This is a genomic window from Saccharothrix coeruleofusca, from assembly GCF_017876325.1.
GTDB classification, from domain to species: domain Bacteria; phylum Actinomycetota; class Actinomycetes; order Mycobacteriales; family Pseudonocardiaceae; genus Actinosynnema; species Actinosynnema coeruleofuscum.
Genome location: NZ_JAGINV010000001.1, coordinates 1,163,740 through 1,179,422, shown reverse-complemented (window position 1 = coordinate 1,179,422; position 15,683 = coordinate 1,163,740). Strand labels below are relative to the sequence as shown.

The following is a 15,683-nucleotide window of genomic DNA, read 5'->3' as shown; positions in this document are numbered from 1 at the left end:
CGGTCGGGTGAATCGGCCACCGGGGAAGTGGCGCACCCGCGAGGAGGCCGGATGTCGAGTGCTGGACAACGACCGCGTCCGGACTTCGCTTGATCCGAGTGGGCAAGCCCGACGAGGACGGCGAAGCACTGCCGACCGGGGCCAGGACGTGCCGTCCGCATCGCCACCGGGGTGCCGCGAGCGCCGCTCGACCTCGGACGGGGGCGACGCGCGTGCCGGATTCAGCTCGTGGGCGGGAACTCCGGCAGGGTGAGCGCCGAGTGGGCCGGTCGCCCCTGCGCGGGGGGCGTGGCGCCGAGGTGGCGCAGTCTGTCGTTGCGCTGCGCCAGCGCCTCGGCGGTGGTCGGGAAGAGCGTGGCACCGCCCTTGCCGACCAGCGCCTGGTTCGCGGACACGAACTCGCGGGTGCCGTCCTCGTAGGCGGCGAACCCCTCGGTGTGGTCCCGCCCCGCGAGGGAGCAGGCGAGCATGTACGCGCCGACGAGCGCGAGGCTGGTGCCCTGCCCGGTGAGGAACGAGGGCGCGTAGGCGGCATCGCCCGCCAGCGCGACCCGGCCGCTGGACCAGTGGGGCATGCGGATCTGGCCGACCGCGTCGAAGTACAGGTCGTCCGCGTCGCGCATGGCGGTGAGCATTCCGGGGACCTCCCACCCGGCGTCGGCGAAGACCTCCGCGACCAGTCCCCGCTGGGCCGCCGGGTCCGGGAACGCGGAGAACGGCAATTCCGGCCGGGCGAAGGTGAAGAAGGCGTGCACCGCGTCGTCGTCCCCCACGGCGTAGAGCGCCGCGGCCCGACCGGGGGCGTTCCACATCACGGTCTCGTGGGACAGCCCGAAGGTGTTGCGCATGGTGAACACTGCGAAGCAGTAGCCCAGGTAGTGGTGGAACTGGTCTTCCGGGCCGAACAGCATCTCGCGGGTGTCGGAGTGGATTCCGTCCGCGCCGAGCACCACGTCGAACGACCGGGCGCCGCCCCCTCGGAAGGTGACGTCGACGCCGTGGGCGTGCTGGTCGAGGGTGGCGATCGAGTCGTTGAACAGGAACTCCACGTCGTCGCGGACCGCCGCGTGGAGGGCGTCGGTGAGGTCCCCGCGCCGCACCTCCAGGTCGCGCCCCTCGACACCGCCGGTGACGGTGTGGGGGTGGATCGAGGCCACTTCGCTGCCGTCCTCGTGGAGGAAGGTCAGCCTGCGCAGGTCGATGTGCGCGTCCCGCAGCCTGGGCAGGATGCCCATCCGCCGGACGACTTCGAGCGCGGTGCCGCGCACGTCGATGGGGTAGCCACCACTGCGCGGCGCGCTCGCCCTCTCCACCACCGTGACCGCGTATCCGCAGCGGTTGAGCCAGAACGCGAGGGTCGGGCCCGCGATGCTGGACCCCGAGATCAGTGCCGTCCGCGTGGTGCGGGTCATCGCTTGACTCCTTCGCTCGTGGTGCGGGTGAACAGCAGGGCCAGCGCGGTGACGGCGCCTGCGATGAGGAAGCCGGTGACGAAGGCCGATTCGACCGGGACCTTCGACCCGACAGGGGTTCCCGCGGTGAGGATGGCGCCGCTGACCTGCATGCCCACGGCGAGGCCGAGCACGCGCGTCACCAGGACCAGGCTGGTGGCGATGCCCGTGTCGGCCCGGTCGACGGAGGTGGCGGCGCCGCTCACCATCGCCGTGATGCACAAGCTGTTGGCGAGCGCGATCAGCGCCTTGCCGACGACGAGGTGCCAGACCTCGGTGTGCACGTTGGCCAGGACGACCAGGGAGGAGGCCATCATGACGGCCCCGACGACGACCACGGCGCGCGAGCCGAAACGCCGCGCCCCGATCCCGGCGATCGGCCCGGCCAGAGAAGCGGCCAAGGTGCCGGGGAGCATGAAAAGACCGATCTGGGTCGCGCCCGCCCCGAACCCGTACCCGTCGCCGGAAACGGCGAACAGCTGCGGGACCAGGTGGCTGGCCCAGGCGGTGCCGACGCAGATCATGAACGTCAGCACGCACGACTTCCACACCTCGGGCCGGGCCAGCATGCGCAGGTCGACCATCGGCGAGACCGCGCGGCGCTCGACGGCCACCCATCCCGCCACCATGGCGACCAGCAGCACGACGAGGGCGACGAGCACGAGCGGCTGCGAGGTGAGCCTGGGCGCCAGCGCGAGCAGGAGCATGAGCGTGACCAGCACCCCGCTCAGCAGGACCAGGCCGGGCCAGTCGATCCCGGCGTCGTCCGAGCGGTCCGGCGGGTCGTGCGGCATCAACCGGTGCACCAGCAGGGTCGCCCCGATGACGACGATCGTGGGCAGGGCGAACATCCAGTGCCGGGACAACTGCTCGGCCACGGGTCCGGCGGACAGCATTCCCGCCATCCCGCCCGCGACGAACATCCCGCTGACCACCCCGATGGCCACCTTCGACCTGTCGACCGGGAGGTGCTTGCGCACGAGGATGAACGACAGCGGCAGCGCGCCCACCATCGCCCCCTGCAGGAGCTGGCCGACCAGCAGCACGGGCATGCTGGGCGCCAGGGCGGAGACCACGCCACCGGCGCCCACCACCGCCATCAGCCGGATCATGACCCGTTTTCCGCCGTAGCGGTCGCCGAACTTGCCCGCGAGCGGTGTGACGAGCGCGCCGGTGATGAGGAGCACGATGCTGAGCAGCGCCCCTTCGGCGGGGGTCATGTCGAGTTCGCGCTGCAGGAGCGGGAGCGTCGGCGTCACCACCGACTCCAGAGCCCCGGTGGCGAGCGCCAGCACGCTGAGGGCCGCGAGAGCGGGTTTGCTCATGGTGACCGGTCGGGACAGGGTTGTGGTCATAGAAGTCCTCTTCGTCGTTGCGTGGTGCGTGAGGTGCTGGCCGCGTGCGCGAAGCCGCGGCCCTGTGGGGAAGTGCGCGTGCCGCAGCCCGCGCGAGTGGTCGGCGGTGCCGTCACGGCACCGCTCATGGGGAGGTGGTCGACCCGGTTGTGGCTGTCGCGGCGCGGTCCGCGGCGTGAGCGGACGCGTGGCCCAGGCCGCTGACGGCCAGCACGACCACCGCCGCCACCGCCACCGCGAGGCCGGGGTGCGCGTGGCACAACGCGGCGCCGGCGAGCGCTCCGACGACGATGAGCGCGACGGCCGCGCTTCGTCGCAGCGCTGCCTGAGGTCGGGCCGCTCCCAGCCGGGAGTCGGCCGCCAGACCGGTCAGCGTGGAGGTGACGACCACCGTGGTGACGTCCTTGACCGCCAGGTGGCGGGCCGTCGCCGCCTGCGCTCCCATGGCCAGCGCGAGCGACGACGCGAGCACCGCGCGGACACCGGGGACGCCCACGCCGACGACGGCCAGGCCGAGCGCCGTGGCGACCAGCACCAGGCCGACGCCGCCCAGCAGCCAGGTGCACCGGTGGCTCCAGCCCTCGGCGGCGGTGCGCAGCACCCGTCCGGCCGCGACCGCGCCGACGAGGAAGGACAGCAGCGCCACGGCCGGACCGAGCACCGGCAGTCCCGTCCCGCCCGCGACGGCCATCCCGAGGATGACCACGTTGCCCGTCATGTTGCCCGCGAACACCTGGTCCAGGCGCAGGTACCCGACGGCGTCGACGACGCCCGTCGCGAAGGTGAGCGCGAGCATCAGTCCCAGCGGCGTCGCACGCCTTCGCACCGGCGAACCGCCCGCGCGGGCCGCGGAGGCGCTCATCGCCCTGCCGCGTAGCCCTGGGCGCCGCGGGGGTTCGCCGCCGCCTGGAGGGTGCCGCTGGCCGGGTCCCGCGTGACGACGGAGAGCCTGCCCTGGCTCCAGGGTCCGGAGACGGTCACGTCGTGGCCGCGTTCGCGCAGTTCGCCGATGACCGCTTCGCCCGCGCGCTCCTCGATCACCAACCCGCCCGGCGTCCAGGTGCGCGGCCAGAACGAGCTGGGCACCGCGGTGGTGTGGAACGCGGGGGCGTCGATCGCCTCCTGCGGCTCGAAGCCGAACGCGAGCGTGCGCACCAGGTAGAGCAGTTGCCACTGGTCCTGCTGGTCGCCTCCCGGTGTGCCCAGCGCGGCCACCGGCTCGCCGTCGCGCAGCAGCAGGGTCGGCGTCAGCGTCGTGCGCGGTCGCCGCCCCGGTGCCAGGCGCGACGGTGCGGCGGGGTCCAGCCACGTCATCTGGAGCCGGGTGCCCAGCGCGAAACCGAGTTCCGGCACGGCGGGCGACGACTGGAGCCACCCTCCCGACGGCGTGGCGGAGATGATGTTGCCCCAGCGGTCGACGACGTCGATGTGGCAGGTGTCGCCCCTGGTCTCCCCCGTCTGCTGCACGGTGGGTTCGCCCACTCCCCCGCCTTGGGCGGCGTGCCGACGGGGGACCAGCGGCGGCGTGTACGGCGCGATGCCGATGTCGCCGGGCCTGAACTCGGTCGACGCGACCGCGCCGATCATGCGGGCGCGCTGCTCGCTGTAGCGGGGGGACAGCAGGCGGCGCACCACCGATTCAGCGTCGGCGGGGTCCAGGTGCCCGTAGAACGCCTCCCGGTCGGCCATGGCCAGCTTCAGGGCCTCGGTGATCGTGTGGATCCCCTCGGCGGTCGACGGGTCGATCCGCCGGTCGTCGAAGTGGTCGAGCACGGTGAGGGCCTGCAGCAGCACGGGCCCCTGGGACCACAAGCCCGCTTTCGCCACCGTGGTCCCCCGGAACCGCGCGGTGACCGCGGGTTCCAGGGACGGGACGAAGTCGGCGAAGTCGGCGGCGGTGATCACCCCGGCGTGGTCCCCGCCGGAGGAGTGCCGGTGCGGCACGGCCGCGAACTCGGCCACGGCGGTGGCCACGAAACCGGTTCGCCAGGCGTCGCGCGCGGCCTCGATCCGCGCCGTTCTCCGCCCGCCCGCGCCAGCGGCGACCAGTCGGCGCAGGGTGCGGGCGTAGACCGGGTTCACGACCGTGGTGTGCGGCTGCGGGACTTCTCCCCCTGGCATCCACAGCGCGTACGAAGTCGGCCAGTGCGCGCGGAAGAGGTCCTCGACCGTCGCCAGGACGCGCGCCAGCTGGGGCACCACGGGAACCCCGCGCTCGGCGTAGTCGATCGCGTAGGCCAGCACGTCGGCGAGCTCCCAGGTGCCGAACTCGGCGAGCAGCCACAGCCAGGAGTCGACCGCGCCCGGCACGGCGGCGGCCAGTGCCCCCGCGCCGGGGACGTGGTCCAGCCCTTCGGCCGCGAAGTGCTCGATCGTGGCCCCTCGCGGGGCGTGCCCCTGCCCCGCCAGCACCAGCGGGGACGGGTCCGCCGCGGTGGCGAGCACGGCGACGAGGTCACCGCCGGGCCCGTTGAGGTGCGGTTCGGCCACGTGCAGGACGAAGGCGCCCGCCGTGGCCGCGTCGAAGGCGTTGCCGCCCCGCTCCAGCACGGACTGCGCCGTCGCGGAGGCCAGCCAGTGCGTCGACGCGCACATGCCGAAGGACCCGCGCAGCGTGGGGCGCGTGGTGTGGGGGGAGGGATCGGTCGGTGGCGGCTGTTGACCGGCCATGTGCGTCGCACTCCGTTCCGGTAAGACGTGGTGGCTCATCGCGCGTGGTGGGCGGCGTGGTGGGCGGCCAGGACGTCGCCGCCGAAGTCGGTCTCGGGGTCCCTCCACACGGCGTGGGCGTGGTTGGCACCGCGGTGGACGTTGGTCCACTCGATGAGCAGGCGGGGACCCTGCAGGCGGTAGTAGTGCGGTTCGCCCGCACTGGTCGACCCGGCCCAGGCGAGGTGCACGGCGTCCAGCGCCGCCGGGTCGTCGTAGCGCGACAGCGGGGACACCCCGTCCGGGACGCGGCCGAGGTAGGTGCCCAGCAGGGCGCGCAGCAGCTCCCGCTGCGCGGCGTCGAGCTCGGCGCCCGGCACGCCCCTGGGGGCCGGGGTGAGGGCCAGCGCCCGCTGGTCGGCGCCGTCGAGGCCGGTGACCGGGTGCTCGGCGCGGTCCGGCAGGTGCGGGCCGGGGCGCCAGAGCTCGGCGCGCTTGACCACCCGGTCGCCGACCCTGGCGCTGTTGCCCGCCACGACGTCGTTCGGGGCTCGGGACAGCAGCACCGCGCGGCGGGCCGCTTCGGGCCGCAGGGAGCGGACCAGCTCCCTGGCCAGGTCCTCGGCCGTCCCCAGTGGACGCAGCGCCGCGCCGCCCAGCAGCGGTGAGGCGGCCGGGTCGGCGCCCAGGAAGCACGGCGTGGTGGCGACGACCCGCCCGTCCACCACGAGGTTGTTGATCGAGACGTGGTGGCCGCCGAAGCGCCACCCCCACGGCAGGTCCCCGCCGGGCCGCCCGAAGACGCGCAGGTAGTACATGCCGGGATCGCGGGTCCGCTCCCTGCCCCAGTTCACCGAGAAGCCCTCGACGCGGTCGAGCACGTTCTCCAGGCCGAGCACGGTGGCGACGGTCGTGTAGCCCGCTTCGGACAGTCCACTCGCGACCAGCCGCATCGCCAAGCGCTGCTGGGCGGGGCGTTGCTGGTGGAAGGTCAGACCGCCGTGATCGGTGGGCGTGTAGTACCAGCGGGTGCGCTCGGCCTCGGCTTCGCCGTCGACACCCGGCGCCGGTCCCGCACCCACCTCGCGCTGGTCCGCGTCCAGGGCGTCCAGCCACGCCGCGGCCGCCTCCGCCATCCGGTCCGCGACCTCGCGGCCCGCGTCGACCGCCGTCGCCGAGTCGCGAGTGGAGCGTGGCGAACCGGGTTCGGGCCGCTCCTGCCGCAGTGCCATCGCCACTCCTTGACTGATGCGATGTGTAACAAAAGTATGATTTGAGACAACATTATCAGATAGCGTCGGGGCGTCGACAACCCCAGTCCGCTCCGGGACGGCCGGGTGTTCCCCGAAATTCTCTTGCCCGCGGGAGGAGCGGGGCTACCGCGTCAGCGGCGGAGGAAGGTGTCGCCGCACGTCGAACTCGGGCTCCGCCCGTCGGGCATCCCGAGTTCGACGTGCGGTGGATGACGGAAATCGGGGCGTTGTCCGGCGGCCACGCGCCTTCTCACCGGTGGCGCTGCCGCGTGCGAAGCGGACGCGGCACCACGCCCGCGCGGAGCGATCAGCCCGCCCGTGCCCACCCGCGCAACGCGCCGCGGTAAGCCTCGGTCAGCCGGGTGATGACCTCCCGGCGGGACAGGCTCGTCTCCCGCAGCAGGTCCTGGACCTCGCGCGGGTCGAAGATCATGTTGTTGAGGAACAGGGCGTGCTCGAGCATCTCCTCGGGCAGCCCGATGTCGGCGAGCAGCCCCCGCACGGGCGGACCCCAGGCGTCGCGCATGGCGGCGATGATCTCGTTGCCGTCGTGGAGCCGCTCCAGGTAGCCCCGCCGGGACCGGAGCTGCACCAGCGCCGGGCCGTGCTCGGCGAGCAGGTCCACCCACCTGTCCACGACGGCGTCGAAGAGCGGGCGCCCCTGTGCGGTCGACTTGGCGGTGAAGTCCTTGAGCTCCTCGACGACGCTGAGCACGTAGGCCGCGAGCACTTCCTCCATCGAGGAGTAGTAGCGGTAGGCGGTGGCCGGACCGATCTCCGCGCGGGCCGCGATCGCCTGCATGGTGAGCTCGTCGGGCGCTTCCCTGGCCAGTTCGCCGACGGCCTCGAGGAGGCGCCTGCGGTTGCGGAGGGTGTCACTGCGCAACTTGCGCCCCCCACGTGGGGCGGCCTGCCGATCGGACACGGGCCTCCTCCGCTCGTAGAAGTGCGGGCAAAGGGTAACGCTTCCGGCCGCGGCGCGTTCCACCGCTCGGACGCGCGCGGCGCGCGTCCCGCCCCGTCGGGATCACGCGGTGCCGAGGTGGTCCACGATGCGGGCCAACCCGATCCGCAGGTCGTCCTCCGAGGCCGCGAACGAGATCCTGATGTGCCCCTCGCCCGATGGCCCGTACTCCGCCCCCGCCCGGACGAGCACCTTCCGCTCGGCGAGCTCGCGGACGACCTCCTCGGAGGGGCGAGCGGCGTCGTAGCGGAGGAATCCGTAGAACGCGCCCTCCGGCGGGACCAGGTGCAGGCCCCGGACGCCCGACAGGCGCTCGACCACCAGTTCCCGACGCCACCGGTAGGTGTCGACCATGACGTCCACGACCTCGTCCGGCAGATCCAGAGCGGCGATGGCGGCGCGCTGGACCGCCGTGTTCACCGAGCCGTTGAAGGTCCGGTGCATGTGCGCCGCCGCGTCCACCACCTCGCGCGGTCCGGCCAGGTACCCCACCCGCCAGCCGGTCATCGCGTACGTCTTGGAGAACGTCTGCACGCACACCGTCCGGTTCCGCAGCGAGTCGACCGCCAGCGCGGGGGTCGCCTCGTGTCCGGAGTAGACCAGCCGGTGGTACGCCTCGTCGCTGACGACCAGGACGTCGGAGCCGCCGAGGAGATCCCCGAGGGCCTTGAGCTCCTGCTCGCTGTGCACGATCCCGGTGGGGTTGGCGGGGTTGGAGAAGATCACCATGGTGGCGCCGGGGAGCGCGGCGGCCAGCGCGTCGAGGTCCCAGTGCAGGTCCGGGGCGAGCGGGACGAAATCCACGGTGCCCCCGGCGAGGACGACCAGGTCGGCGTACAGCGAGTAGGCGGGCTCCGGGATGACCACGCGGTCGCCGGGGCCGACCATCGCGAGCACGACCGCCGCCAGCGCACCGGTGGCGCCGTGGGTGACGACGACGTCGTCCGCGCTCCACGTCCGACCGGGGTGCGAGGGCAACCGGGAGGCGAGCGCGGCGCGCAGTTCCGGCAGCCCCTTCTGGTCCGCGTAGTGGGTGTGCCCCGCGCGCAACGCGGCCGCCGCGGCCTCGACCACCGGTGGCGGCGTCGGGAAGTCCGGCTCGCCCATGGCGAGGGAGACCGCGCCCGGCGGAGCCGGGGTCAGGGCCGGGCGCCGCGAGAAGCGGCGCAGTTGCTCGATCCGCGGTGCGGCGGTCATCCGGTCACCACCGGGCGGTCGGGGCGGGCCGCGAGGATGCGCCGCCGCAGCGCCTCCTCCATCTCGCCGATCCCGTCGACCGCGTCGACGACCTCCCGCACCCGGTGCCTCGGAACGACGACGACGCCGTCGGCATCACCGACGACCACGTCACCGGCCGCCACCACCACGCCGCCGACCGCCACCGGGACACCGATGGCGCCGGGTCCGTCCTTGAAAGGCCCGGCGGGGGTGACCGCTCGCGCGTAGACGGCCAGGCCCATCGCGGACAGCGCCCGGACGTCGCGGACCGCGCCGTCGACCACAGCGCCGACGACGCCGTTGTTGACCATGATCTCGCCGATGAGGTCGCCGATCAGCGCGCGGGTGATGTCGCCGTGCCCGTTGACCACCAGAACATCGCCCGGTCGGGCTTCGTCGAGCGCCCGGTGGACGGCCAGGTTGTCACCCGACCGCACGTCCACCGTCAGCGCGTTCCCCAGCAGCGCGGCGTGCCCGGTGAACAGCCGGATGCCGCCGTCCACCACGGTCATCCGCTGCAGCGCGTCACCGACGTTGGCCGCGGGCACCTCGCCCAAGCGGTGGATCTCCGCCGCTGCCGCGCGAGACCAACCTGGGGCGATGGACACGCGGTCGGTCGCCGCGGCAATATACATATCAATACCCTATCATTAAATGATACGTCTCTCTCAAACAAGGCGACCATAACTCTCCCGACCTCCGGCCACAAGGAGCGCGGAGCGGAACCGACCGCGCGGTCAGACGCCGCGGGTCCAGAACTCCTCCGCCGATCCCGTGAACGGCGTCGGGTCGCCCGCGAGGAAGAACTCATCCCACGTCGGCCCGTCGGAGAGCTCCCAGTGCTCGACGGCCACGCCGTCCTTGAAGCGCCACGCGCCCATGCCGACCCGAGTCCAGTTCCAGTCACCGCGCGACGTGCGGAAGGTCCCGTGGACGATGCCGTAGTGGTCGTCGGCGAGGATCTGGTCGAACTCGACAGGCTCGACGTTGGCGTCGGCGAGGCTCGCCCGCCGCTTCACGTAGCGGTCCAAGAAGTCCCTCCCCCCGGTCGCCGCCAGCCGCACGCCGCCGGTGTGGATCACCAGGTCGGGGGACATCCGCTGCATCACCTCACCGATGTGCTCCCGTTGCCGCCGGAGCCGCTCGTCCTCGCTGAGGGTCGGATCGGCGGTGATGGCCGCGCCGCCCCGGTACAACTGGGCCAGCCACAAGGCGTTCGGATGAGTATCGGACAGCACGATCGTCCCCTCCCGAGCCGGGCGAGCGCGTCCGCGCCCACCCTTAGAGTCCCAACAAGCTCTTATGTGAGAAGACGCTATCATTTAATAGGGACATGGCACACTGTGTTCGCGGCCACAGTCCCGGTCGCACTCGTCGACCGGGAAGCAGCCCAACCAGGACGTCCACCGCGCGATCCGCGAACAGGAAGAAGCGGCGACCCTGGCGGTCGTTCCCCGCCGCCACCGCCACTTCACCTGCGGTCCCCATTGGACGGACCGGCATTCGCGCCCCGTGATCGCGACGTGAATGCCGTCCACGCCCTGCCCCAACGCGCGGCAGACGTGGAACCCCCGCGCTCAGGTCGTGAGTTGCCGCCGCATCTCGGCGGAGTCGTGCAAGTTCGTCATCTGCACGAAGCGGCCGTCCGCGACCTTGTAGATGGCGTACTCGACGATCTCGAACGACGCGCCGGACGGCGGAACGCCGAGCCACTCCTTGGCGGGAGTACCGGTGTTGATCGCGCGGACGGCGATCCCGTCGCGGTCGAACAGCAGCTCGTCGACCTCCCAGTGGATGTCGGGAACGGCGTCGACGATCCCCTTCAAGGTGTTGACGACGTCGTCACGGGTTCCCGGCACGCCGCCGAGCAGGACTTCGTCGTTGATGAACTCGTCCATGCCGTCGAAGTCGTGGGCGTTCAGCGCCTCTATGTACCGCATGTACCAGTCACGCAGGCCGTTGTCGGTCACGGGATCGTCCTCTCCTGTCTCGCCACCGGCCGGCAGGGCGCACTCGAGGCCACTTATGCACCGATCGGTACTGAACTTGATGCTAGCACTTCTGCACCGATCGGTGCCAAAGTGCGATGACGCGGTGGCGACACCACGGATCGGCAGACCGCGTGGGCTCGACGCCGACGTGGCGCTGAACAAGGCGATGCCGACCCTCTGTCGGCTCGGCTACGAGGGAGCGGGAACCGCCGAGCTGACCAGTGCCCGTGACGTCGCCGAGCACCACCGCGGCAGGACCTGGTCTTCGTTGTCCCCGACGACTGCTACCGCACCGGGGACCCGGTGCGGGCGGATGCCTCCGACAACTACGTGGTGATCCGCCGGATCGGGGCCGCCATCCACCGAGGCGGCAAGAAGGTCCCCGCCGACGGACCGGTCGCGGGCACCCCCAGGAAGTCCGCGGCCGCCGCCGGCGGAATCCGCCGCTCGCCCCGCCGCCGACCGGTCAGCCCACCCGGCAGCGCCGTCGGCGGCCTGCCGCCCGTCGACAGCCAGGACCCCAGCACGATCAGCAGGAACCCGGCCGCGGTCCACGCGGTCACCGGCTCGTCCAGCAGCACCACGCCCAGCACCACGGCAACCGCCGGGTTGACGTAGGTGAACACCGTGCCCCGGCTGGCGCCGACCTCGGTGATGAGGGCGAAGAACGCCAACCAGGCCAGGGCCGTGCACAGCACGCCCAACCCGACCAGGCTGCCCACGACTTCCAGCGAGGGAACGTGCGAGGGAACCCGGAACGCCGCGAACGGCGCGATGACGACCGTCGCGATCGCGCACTCGGCGGTGACCACGCCCAGGCTCGGCAGCGACGCGTACGTCGGTCGCTTCAGCATCAGCGCCCCGGCCGCGTAGCCCGCCGCCGCGAGCACCACCAGCGCCGCGCCGAACAGCACCCGCGCGTCACCGCCGACGTCGAAGCCGAGCAGCAGCAGCACGCCGACGAGTCCCACCAGCAGACCGACCATCCGGCCGCCCGTCACCCGCTCCGAGCGGTCCAGCCAGATCGCGAACACGGCGACCAGCAGCGGGTCCGCCGCGATCAGCAGGCTGGCCAGCGACGAGGAGACGTGCTGTTCGGCGATGCCGATCAGGGTGAACGGTCCGACGATCTGCACCAGCGCCAGCACGGTGATCGCCGCCCAGCGGCCGCGCAGCCGCGACATCACTGCCCTGTGCAGCGCCACGGGCAGCAGCACCAGCGCCGCGATGCCGACGCGGGCGAAGGTGACGAACACGGGGTCGACCTCGTGCACCGCCACGCGGATGAACAGGTACGGCACCCCCCAGAGCACGGACATGACGGCGAACAGCGACCAACCTTTGCCAGACATCCACTCCCCTGGGCCCCAACCGGCCGAAACGCGGCCGCACGGCCGCGTGCAGGAACAGGGCGACCGTACCGCTCGCCGCACACCGCGTCACCGAATCCGGGATCGCGGTCCGCGACATCGGCAACAACGCCGGCGACGCGGAGATCGGCGACATGCTCGTGGGGTCCTGGGCCGCAGGCGGTTCCCGCGTGCGGACAGCGGAGGAAGTCGTGACCACCGCACTCGCCACCGCCGCAGCCGAGTCGCGACTCCCCCGCGCGTTCGACTTCAACCGTCGAGCGGGACATCATGTACTCGCCCCGGACGAGCCGGACAGGGTCGCCACCACCGCCGTGAACCGCGATTGAGAGCAATGGACACACCGCGCCAGCCGACCACGCTGTGGGACCGGTCACGACAGGCCGTTGTCGCGGAAATCGTCGACACCGCGCTGGCGCTGTTCACCGAGCACGGCTACGAAGCCGTGACCGTCGGGCAGATCGCCAAGCAGGCGGGTGTGTCGCAGCGCTCGCTCTTCCGCTACTTCGGCACCAAGGAGGACCTGGTCTGCGGCGACCAGGACGGCCTGGGGCAACTGCTGGTCAGCACCGTCGAGGCCCAGCCCGCCGGGATGTCGCCGTGGGACGCGCTGCGCGCCGGGTTCGCCGCCATCGCGTCGGCCGAGCACACCTCGCGGCAGGTGCTGGAGATCACCACGCTGATCTTCGACAACCCTCCGCTGCGGTCGAGGTACCACGAGAAGCGGCTGAAGTGGCAGGCCGCGCTGGTGCCCGTGATCGAGGCCCGGATGGGCATCGAGCCGGGTCCGACACCCGATCCGCGCGCCGTGGGCGTCATCGCCGCGGTGTTCGCGTGCGTTGACGCCGCGTCGGAGCTGTGGGTTCGCCAGGGGGGCAAGGCGGACCCGTTCGCCCTGTACGACCAGATGATCGCCGCCGTCCGCGGCTGACACCGGCGCCGATCAGCGGGGCCTGCCGCCGATCGGCGCGTCACCTTCGCCTGGCCCGCCGGGCCGCGTCCGCGAGAACCGCGCCCCGCTCCTCCGCGGAACCGCGCGCGAGCTCCAAAACCGCCGGATCGGGTCCCGCAACGCCTCGTTATGCACTTCCAGCATGACGACGTGCGAAACAGGTCTTGGACGCGCTGGCCGACCCGTTGCTGTCATACCGGTGTGACCGCTGTCCTCCATCGCGGCGTCCCGGCGACCTCCGCGGTGTGGACACCCCGTTCACCGAACCGTCCGACAGGGGCGGTTGTCCGGAACCACCGGTGCCGCCACCGCGCAACACGTCCACGGAAAGAGCCCATCACGTCATGACCACGCACATCCCCGATCAAACCGGCCGGACCGCGATCATCACCGGCGGCAGCAGCGGCATCGGCAAGGCCACCGCGATGGCGCTGGCCGCGAAGGGCGCGCGGGTCATCCTCGCCGTGCGCGACCAGAACAGGGGCCGTGCGGCCGCCGCGGAGATGGGCGGTCTGGCCGAGTCGCGCCCGCTGGACCTCGGTTCCCTGGCCTCGGTGCGCGAGTTCGCGGACACGGTGGACGCGCCCGTCGACTACCTGATCAACAACGCGGGCTCGATGACCAGCACCCTGCGGCACACCGCCGACGGTTTCGAGAGCCAGTTCGGCACCAACCACCTCGGGCACTTCGCGCTGACGAACCTGCTGCTGGGCCGGGTCACCAGGCGGGTGATCACCGTGTCCTCCACCAACTACCGCAACGCGCACATCGACTTCGAGGACCTGCAGTGGCAGCGGCGGCCCTACCGGCCGTTCGGCGCCTACGGCCAGACGAAGCTGGCCAACCTGCTGTTCACCCGAGAACTGCAGCGCCGCCTCGACGAGGCGGGCTCCCCGGTGCTGGCCACGGCGGCGCATCCCGGCTGGGCGGCGACCGGGTTCACCATGACCACCGGCAAGCGCCTGCTCGACCGCACCCTCGCGCTGGCGACGCGGCTGCTGGCCCAGACCGCCGAAGGCGGAGCGCGGCCGGTGCTGCTGGCCACCGTCGGCGACGTTCCCGGTGCGGGCTTCTGCGGGCCCAGCCGGTTCGGGGTGCGCGGCCCGGCCGCCCTCGAGGAACTGTCCGGCGAAGCACTCGACGACGGGATCGCGCGCGAGCTGTGGGAAGTCTCCGAACGCCTCACCCGCGTCGAGTTCCCCATGCCAGCCGCCTGAGGCGAGCGGGCAACGGGTCCTCGCCCGCGAGCACGGGGACACGACACCGGGATGTGACACGCCTCGACTTTGAGGGTGCCCTCATCCTCGCCATGGTCGACGAACCAGATGAGAGCACCCTCATTTCACTCGGTGAGTGGCATGGCGAAGCTCGACGGCAAGGTCGCGGTGATCACCGGCGCGACTTCCGGACTGGCCCTGGCGACGGCGAAGCTGCTCGTCGCGGCGGCCGCACCGGTTCGGCCCTCGCCGCCACTCCCGAGGGACGACAGCCGAACCCGCGTCGCGGGGGAGTCATCGGTCGGTCCTGGCGGACGCCAGGGCGACCGGATCACCGCGTGGGCAGCACGCGGCCCAGGAAGTCGCGCACCAGGCTCACCACCTCGTCCAGGTTGGTCTCCAGCGCCCAGTGCCCGCCGTCGACCAGGTGCAGTTCGGCGTCGGGCAGGTCGCGCAGGTAGGCGCGGGCCGCGCCCTCCGGCATGTAGCCGTCGTGCGGGCCCCAGACGATGAGCGCGGGCGGCCGGTGCTCGCGCAGGTAGGCCTGCTCCTCGGCGAACCAGTCGAGGGTGCGGGCCTGGTCGGCGATGAGGTTGACCAGGTTCTCCCGGCGGTCCGGCCGGTTCATCAGCGACCAGGACAGCCGCCACAGGTCGGGGCTCACCCGGTCGGCCAGGTGCTCCGGGATCTCGCCGACGAACTCGTCGCGGAAGCCCTCCTCGCTCACCGCGGCGGCCAGTTCGGCGCGCCCCTCCTCGGTGGGGTCGGCCCAGTAGTCCTTGAGCGGCTTGTACTTCGGGCCGTGCTGGTCCTCGTAGATGTCGCCGTTCTGGATGATCAGGGCGGTGACCCGCTCGGGCGCGCGCATCGCCAACCTGAGCCCGAACTGGGCGCCGTAGTCGTGCAGGTAGATCGCGTACCGCGTCAGGCCCAGCACCTCGGTGAACCGGCACAGGAAGTCGGCGTAGCCCGCGAAGGTGTAGGAGAACCGGTCCGGGGCGGGCGTGGCGCTGTAGCCGAAGCCGGGGTAGTCCGGGGCGACGCACCGCCACCGGTCGCCCAGGGCGGGCATCAGGTTGCGGAACTGGAACGAGGACGAGGGGTAGCCGTGCGGGAGGAGCACGACCGGCGCGTCCTCGGGGCCCGCCTCGCGGTAGAAGGTCTCGATGCCGTCGACGTCGACGGTCCGGTGGCTGACGGTGGTGGGTCCCTGCTCACGAGTCACACCACCGGGTTGCGCGGTGGCGAGGACGTCAAACAATC

General features: G+C 72.2%; 14 protein-coding genes. 2 read left to right on the top strand and 12 right to left on the bottom strand.

Annotated features, from left to right (window positions below; genetic code table 11):
- Positions 1-221: 221 nt before the first annotated feature.
- The 11 genes from JOF41_RS05615 to JOF41_RS05565 form a co-directional block, all read right to left on the bottom strand.
- Positions 222-1,412, bottom strand: coding sequence for an FAD-dependent monooxygenase (locus JOF41_RS05615; RefSeq protein ID WP_209616662.1), 1,191 nt, complete (start codon positions 1,410-1,412; stop codon positions 222-224).
- Entirely contained in the window at positions 1,409-2,806 is a 1,398-nt protein-coding gene (locus JOF41_RS05610; protein WP_189225378.1) for an MFS transporter, read from the bottom strand. The genes JOF41_RS05615 and JOF41_RS05610 overlap by 4 nt, the downstream gene beginning before the upstream one ends.
- 124 nt (positions 2,807-2,930) lie before the next feature.
- On the bottom strand, positions 2,931-3,668 hold the full coding sequence (locus JOF41_RS05605) for a YoaK family protein (RefSeq protein ID WP_189225377.1): 738 nt from the start codon (positions 3,666-3,668) through the stop codon (positions 2,931-2,933).
- Positions 3,665-5,476: a gamma-glutamyltransferase family protein gene (locus JOF41_RS05600; RefSeq protein WP_189225376.1), complete on the bottom strand. Its 1,812-nt coding sequence runs from the start codon at positions 5,474-5,476 to the stop codon at positions 3,665-3,667. The genes JOF41_RS05605 and JOF41_RS05600 overlap by 4 nt, the downstream gene beginning before the upstream one ends.
- A gap of 35 nt (positions 5,477-5,511) precedes the next feature.
- Positions 5,512-6,687, bottom strand: a complete 1,176-nt coding sequence (locus tag JOF41_RS05595; RefSeq protein WP_209616659.1) for a DUF3500 domain-containing protein — start codon at positions 6,685-6,687, stop codon at positions 5,512-5,514.
- 328 nt (positions 6,688-7,015) lie between these two features.
- Complete coding sequence (locus JOF41_RS05590; RefSeq protein ID WP_209616656.1) at positions 7,016-7,594, bottom strand: TetR/AcrR family transcriptional regulator; 579 nt, start codon at positions 7,592-7,594, stop codon at positions 7,016-7,018.
- Between the two features lie 141 nt (positions 7,595-7,735).
- Complete coding sequence (locus tag JOF41_RS05585) at positions 7,736-8,869, bottom strand: pyridoxal phosphate-dependent aminotransferase (protein WP_189225374.1); 1,134 nt, start codon at positions 8,867-8,869, stop codon at positions 7,736-7,738.
- Complete coding sequence (locus tag JOF41_RS05580) at positions 8,866-9,525, bottom strand: RraA family protein (protein WP_209616653.1); 660 nt, start codon at positions 9,523-9,525, stop codon at positions 8,866-8,868. Before JOF41_RS05580 ends, JOF41_RS05585 begins: the two co-directional genes overlap by 4 nt.
- A gap of 102 nt (positions 9,526-9,627) precedes the next feature.
- Positions 9,628-10,128, bottom strand: coding sequence for a hypothetical protein (locus JOF41_RS05575; protein WP_209616649.1), 501 nt, complete (start codon positions 10,126-10,128; stop codon positions 9,628-9,630).
- 339 nt (positions 10,129-10,467) lie between these two features.
- Positions 10,468-10,860, bottom strand: a complete 393-nt coding sequence (locus JOF41_RS05570) for an ester cyclase (protein WP_209616646.1) — start codon at positions 10,858-10,860, stop codon at positions 10,468-10,470.
- 347 nt (positions 10,861-11,207) lie between these two features.
- The gene (locus tag JOF41_RS05565; RefSeq protein ID WP_209616643.1) at positions 11,208-12,233 is read right to left on the bottom strand and encodes a DMT family transporter; all 1,026 of its coding nucleotides are present in this window, start codon (positions 12,231-12,233) and stop codon (positions 11,208-11,210) included.
- Between the two features lie 352 nt (positions 12,234-12,585).
- Between JOF41_RS05565 and JOF41_RS05560 the strand changes: the two genes are divergently transcribed.
- Together JOF41_RS05560 and JOF41_RS05555 are read left to right on the top strand one after the other, a co-directional pair.
- Positions 12,586-13,182, top strand: coding sequence for a TetR/AcrR family transcriptional regulator (locus tag JOF41_RS05560; protein WP_189225370.1), 597 nt, complete (start codon positions 12,586-12,588; stop codon positions 13,180-13,182).
- A gap of 365 nt (positions 13,183-13,547) precedes the next feature.
- Complete coding sequence (locus tag JOF41_RS05555; RefSeq protein ID WP_209616640.1) at positions 13,548-14,420, top strand: oxidoreductase; 873 nt, start codon at positions 13,548-13,550, stop codon at positions 14,418-14,420.
- A 331-nt stretch (positions 14,421-14,751) separates the two neighbouring features.
- Here JOF41_RS05555 and JOF41_RS05550 read toward each other — a convergent pair whose 3' ends face one another.
- A complete protein-coding gene (locus tag JOF41_RS05550) occupies positions 14,752-15,645 on the bottom strand; it encodes an alpha/beta fold hydrolase (RefSeq protein ID WP_189225516.1) in 894 nt (297 codons plus the stop codon).
- Between the last annotated feature and the right edge of the window lie 38 nt (positions 15,646-15,683).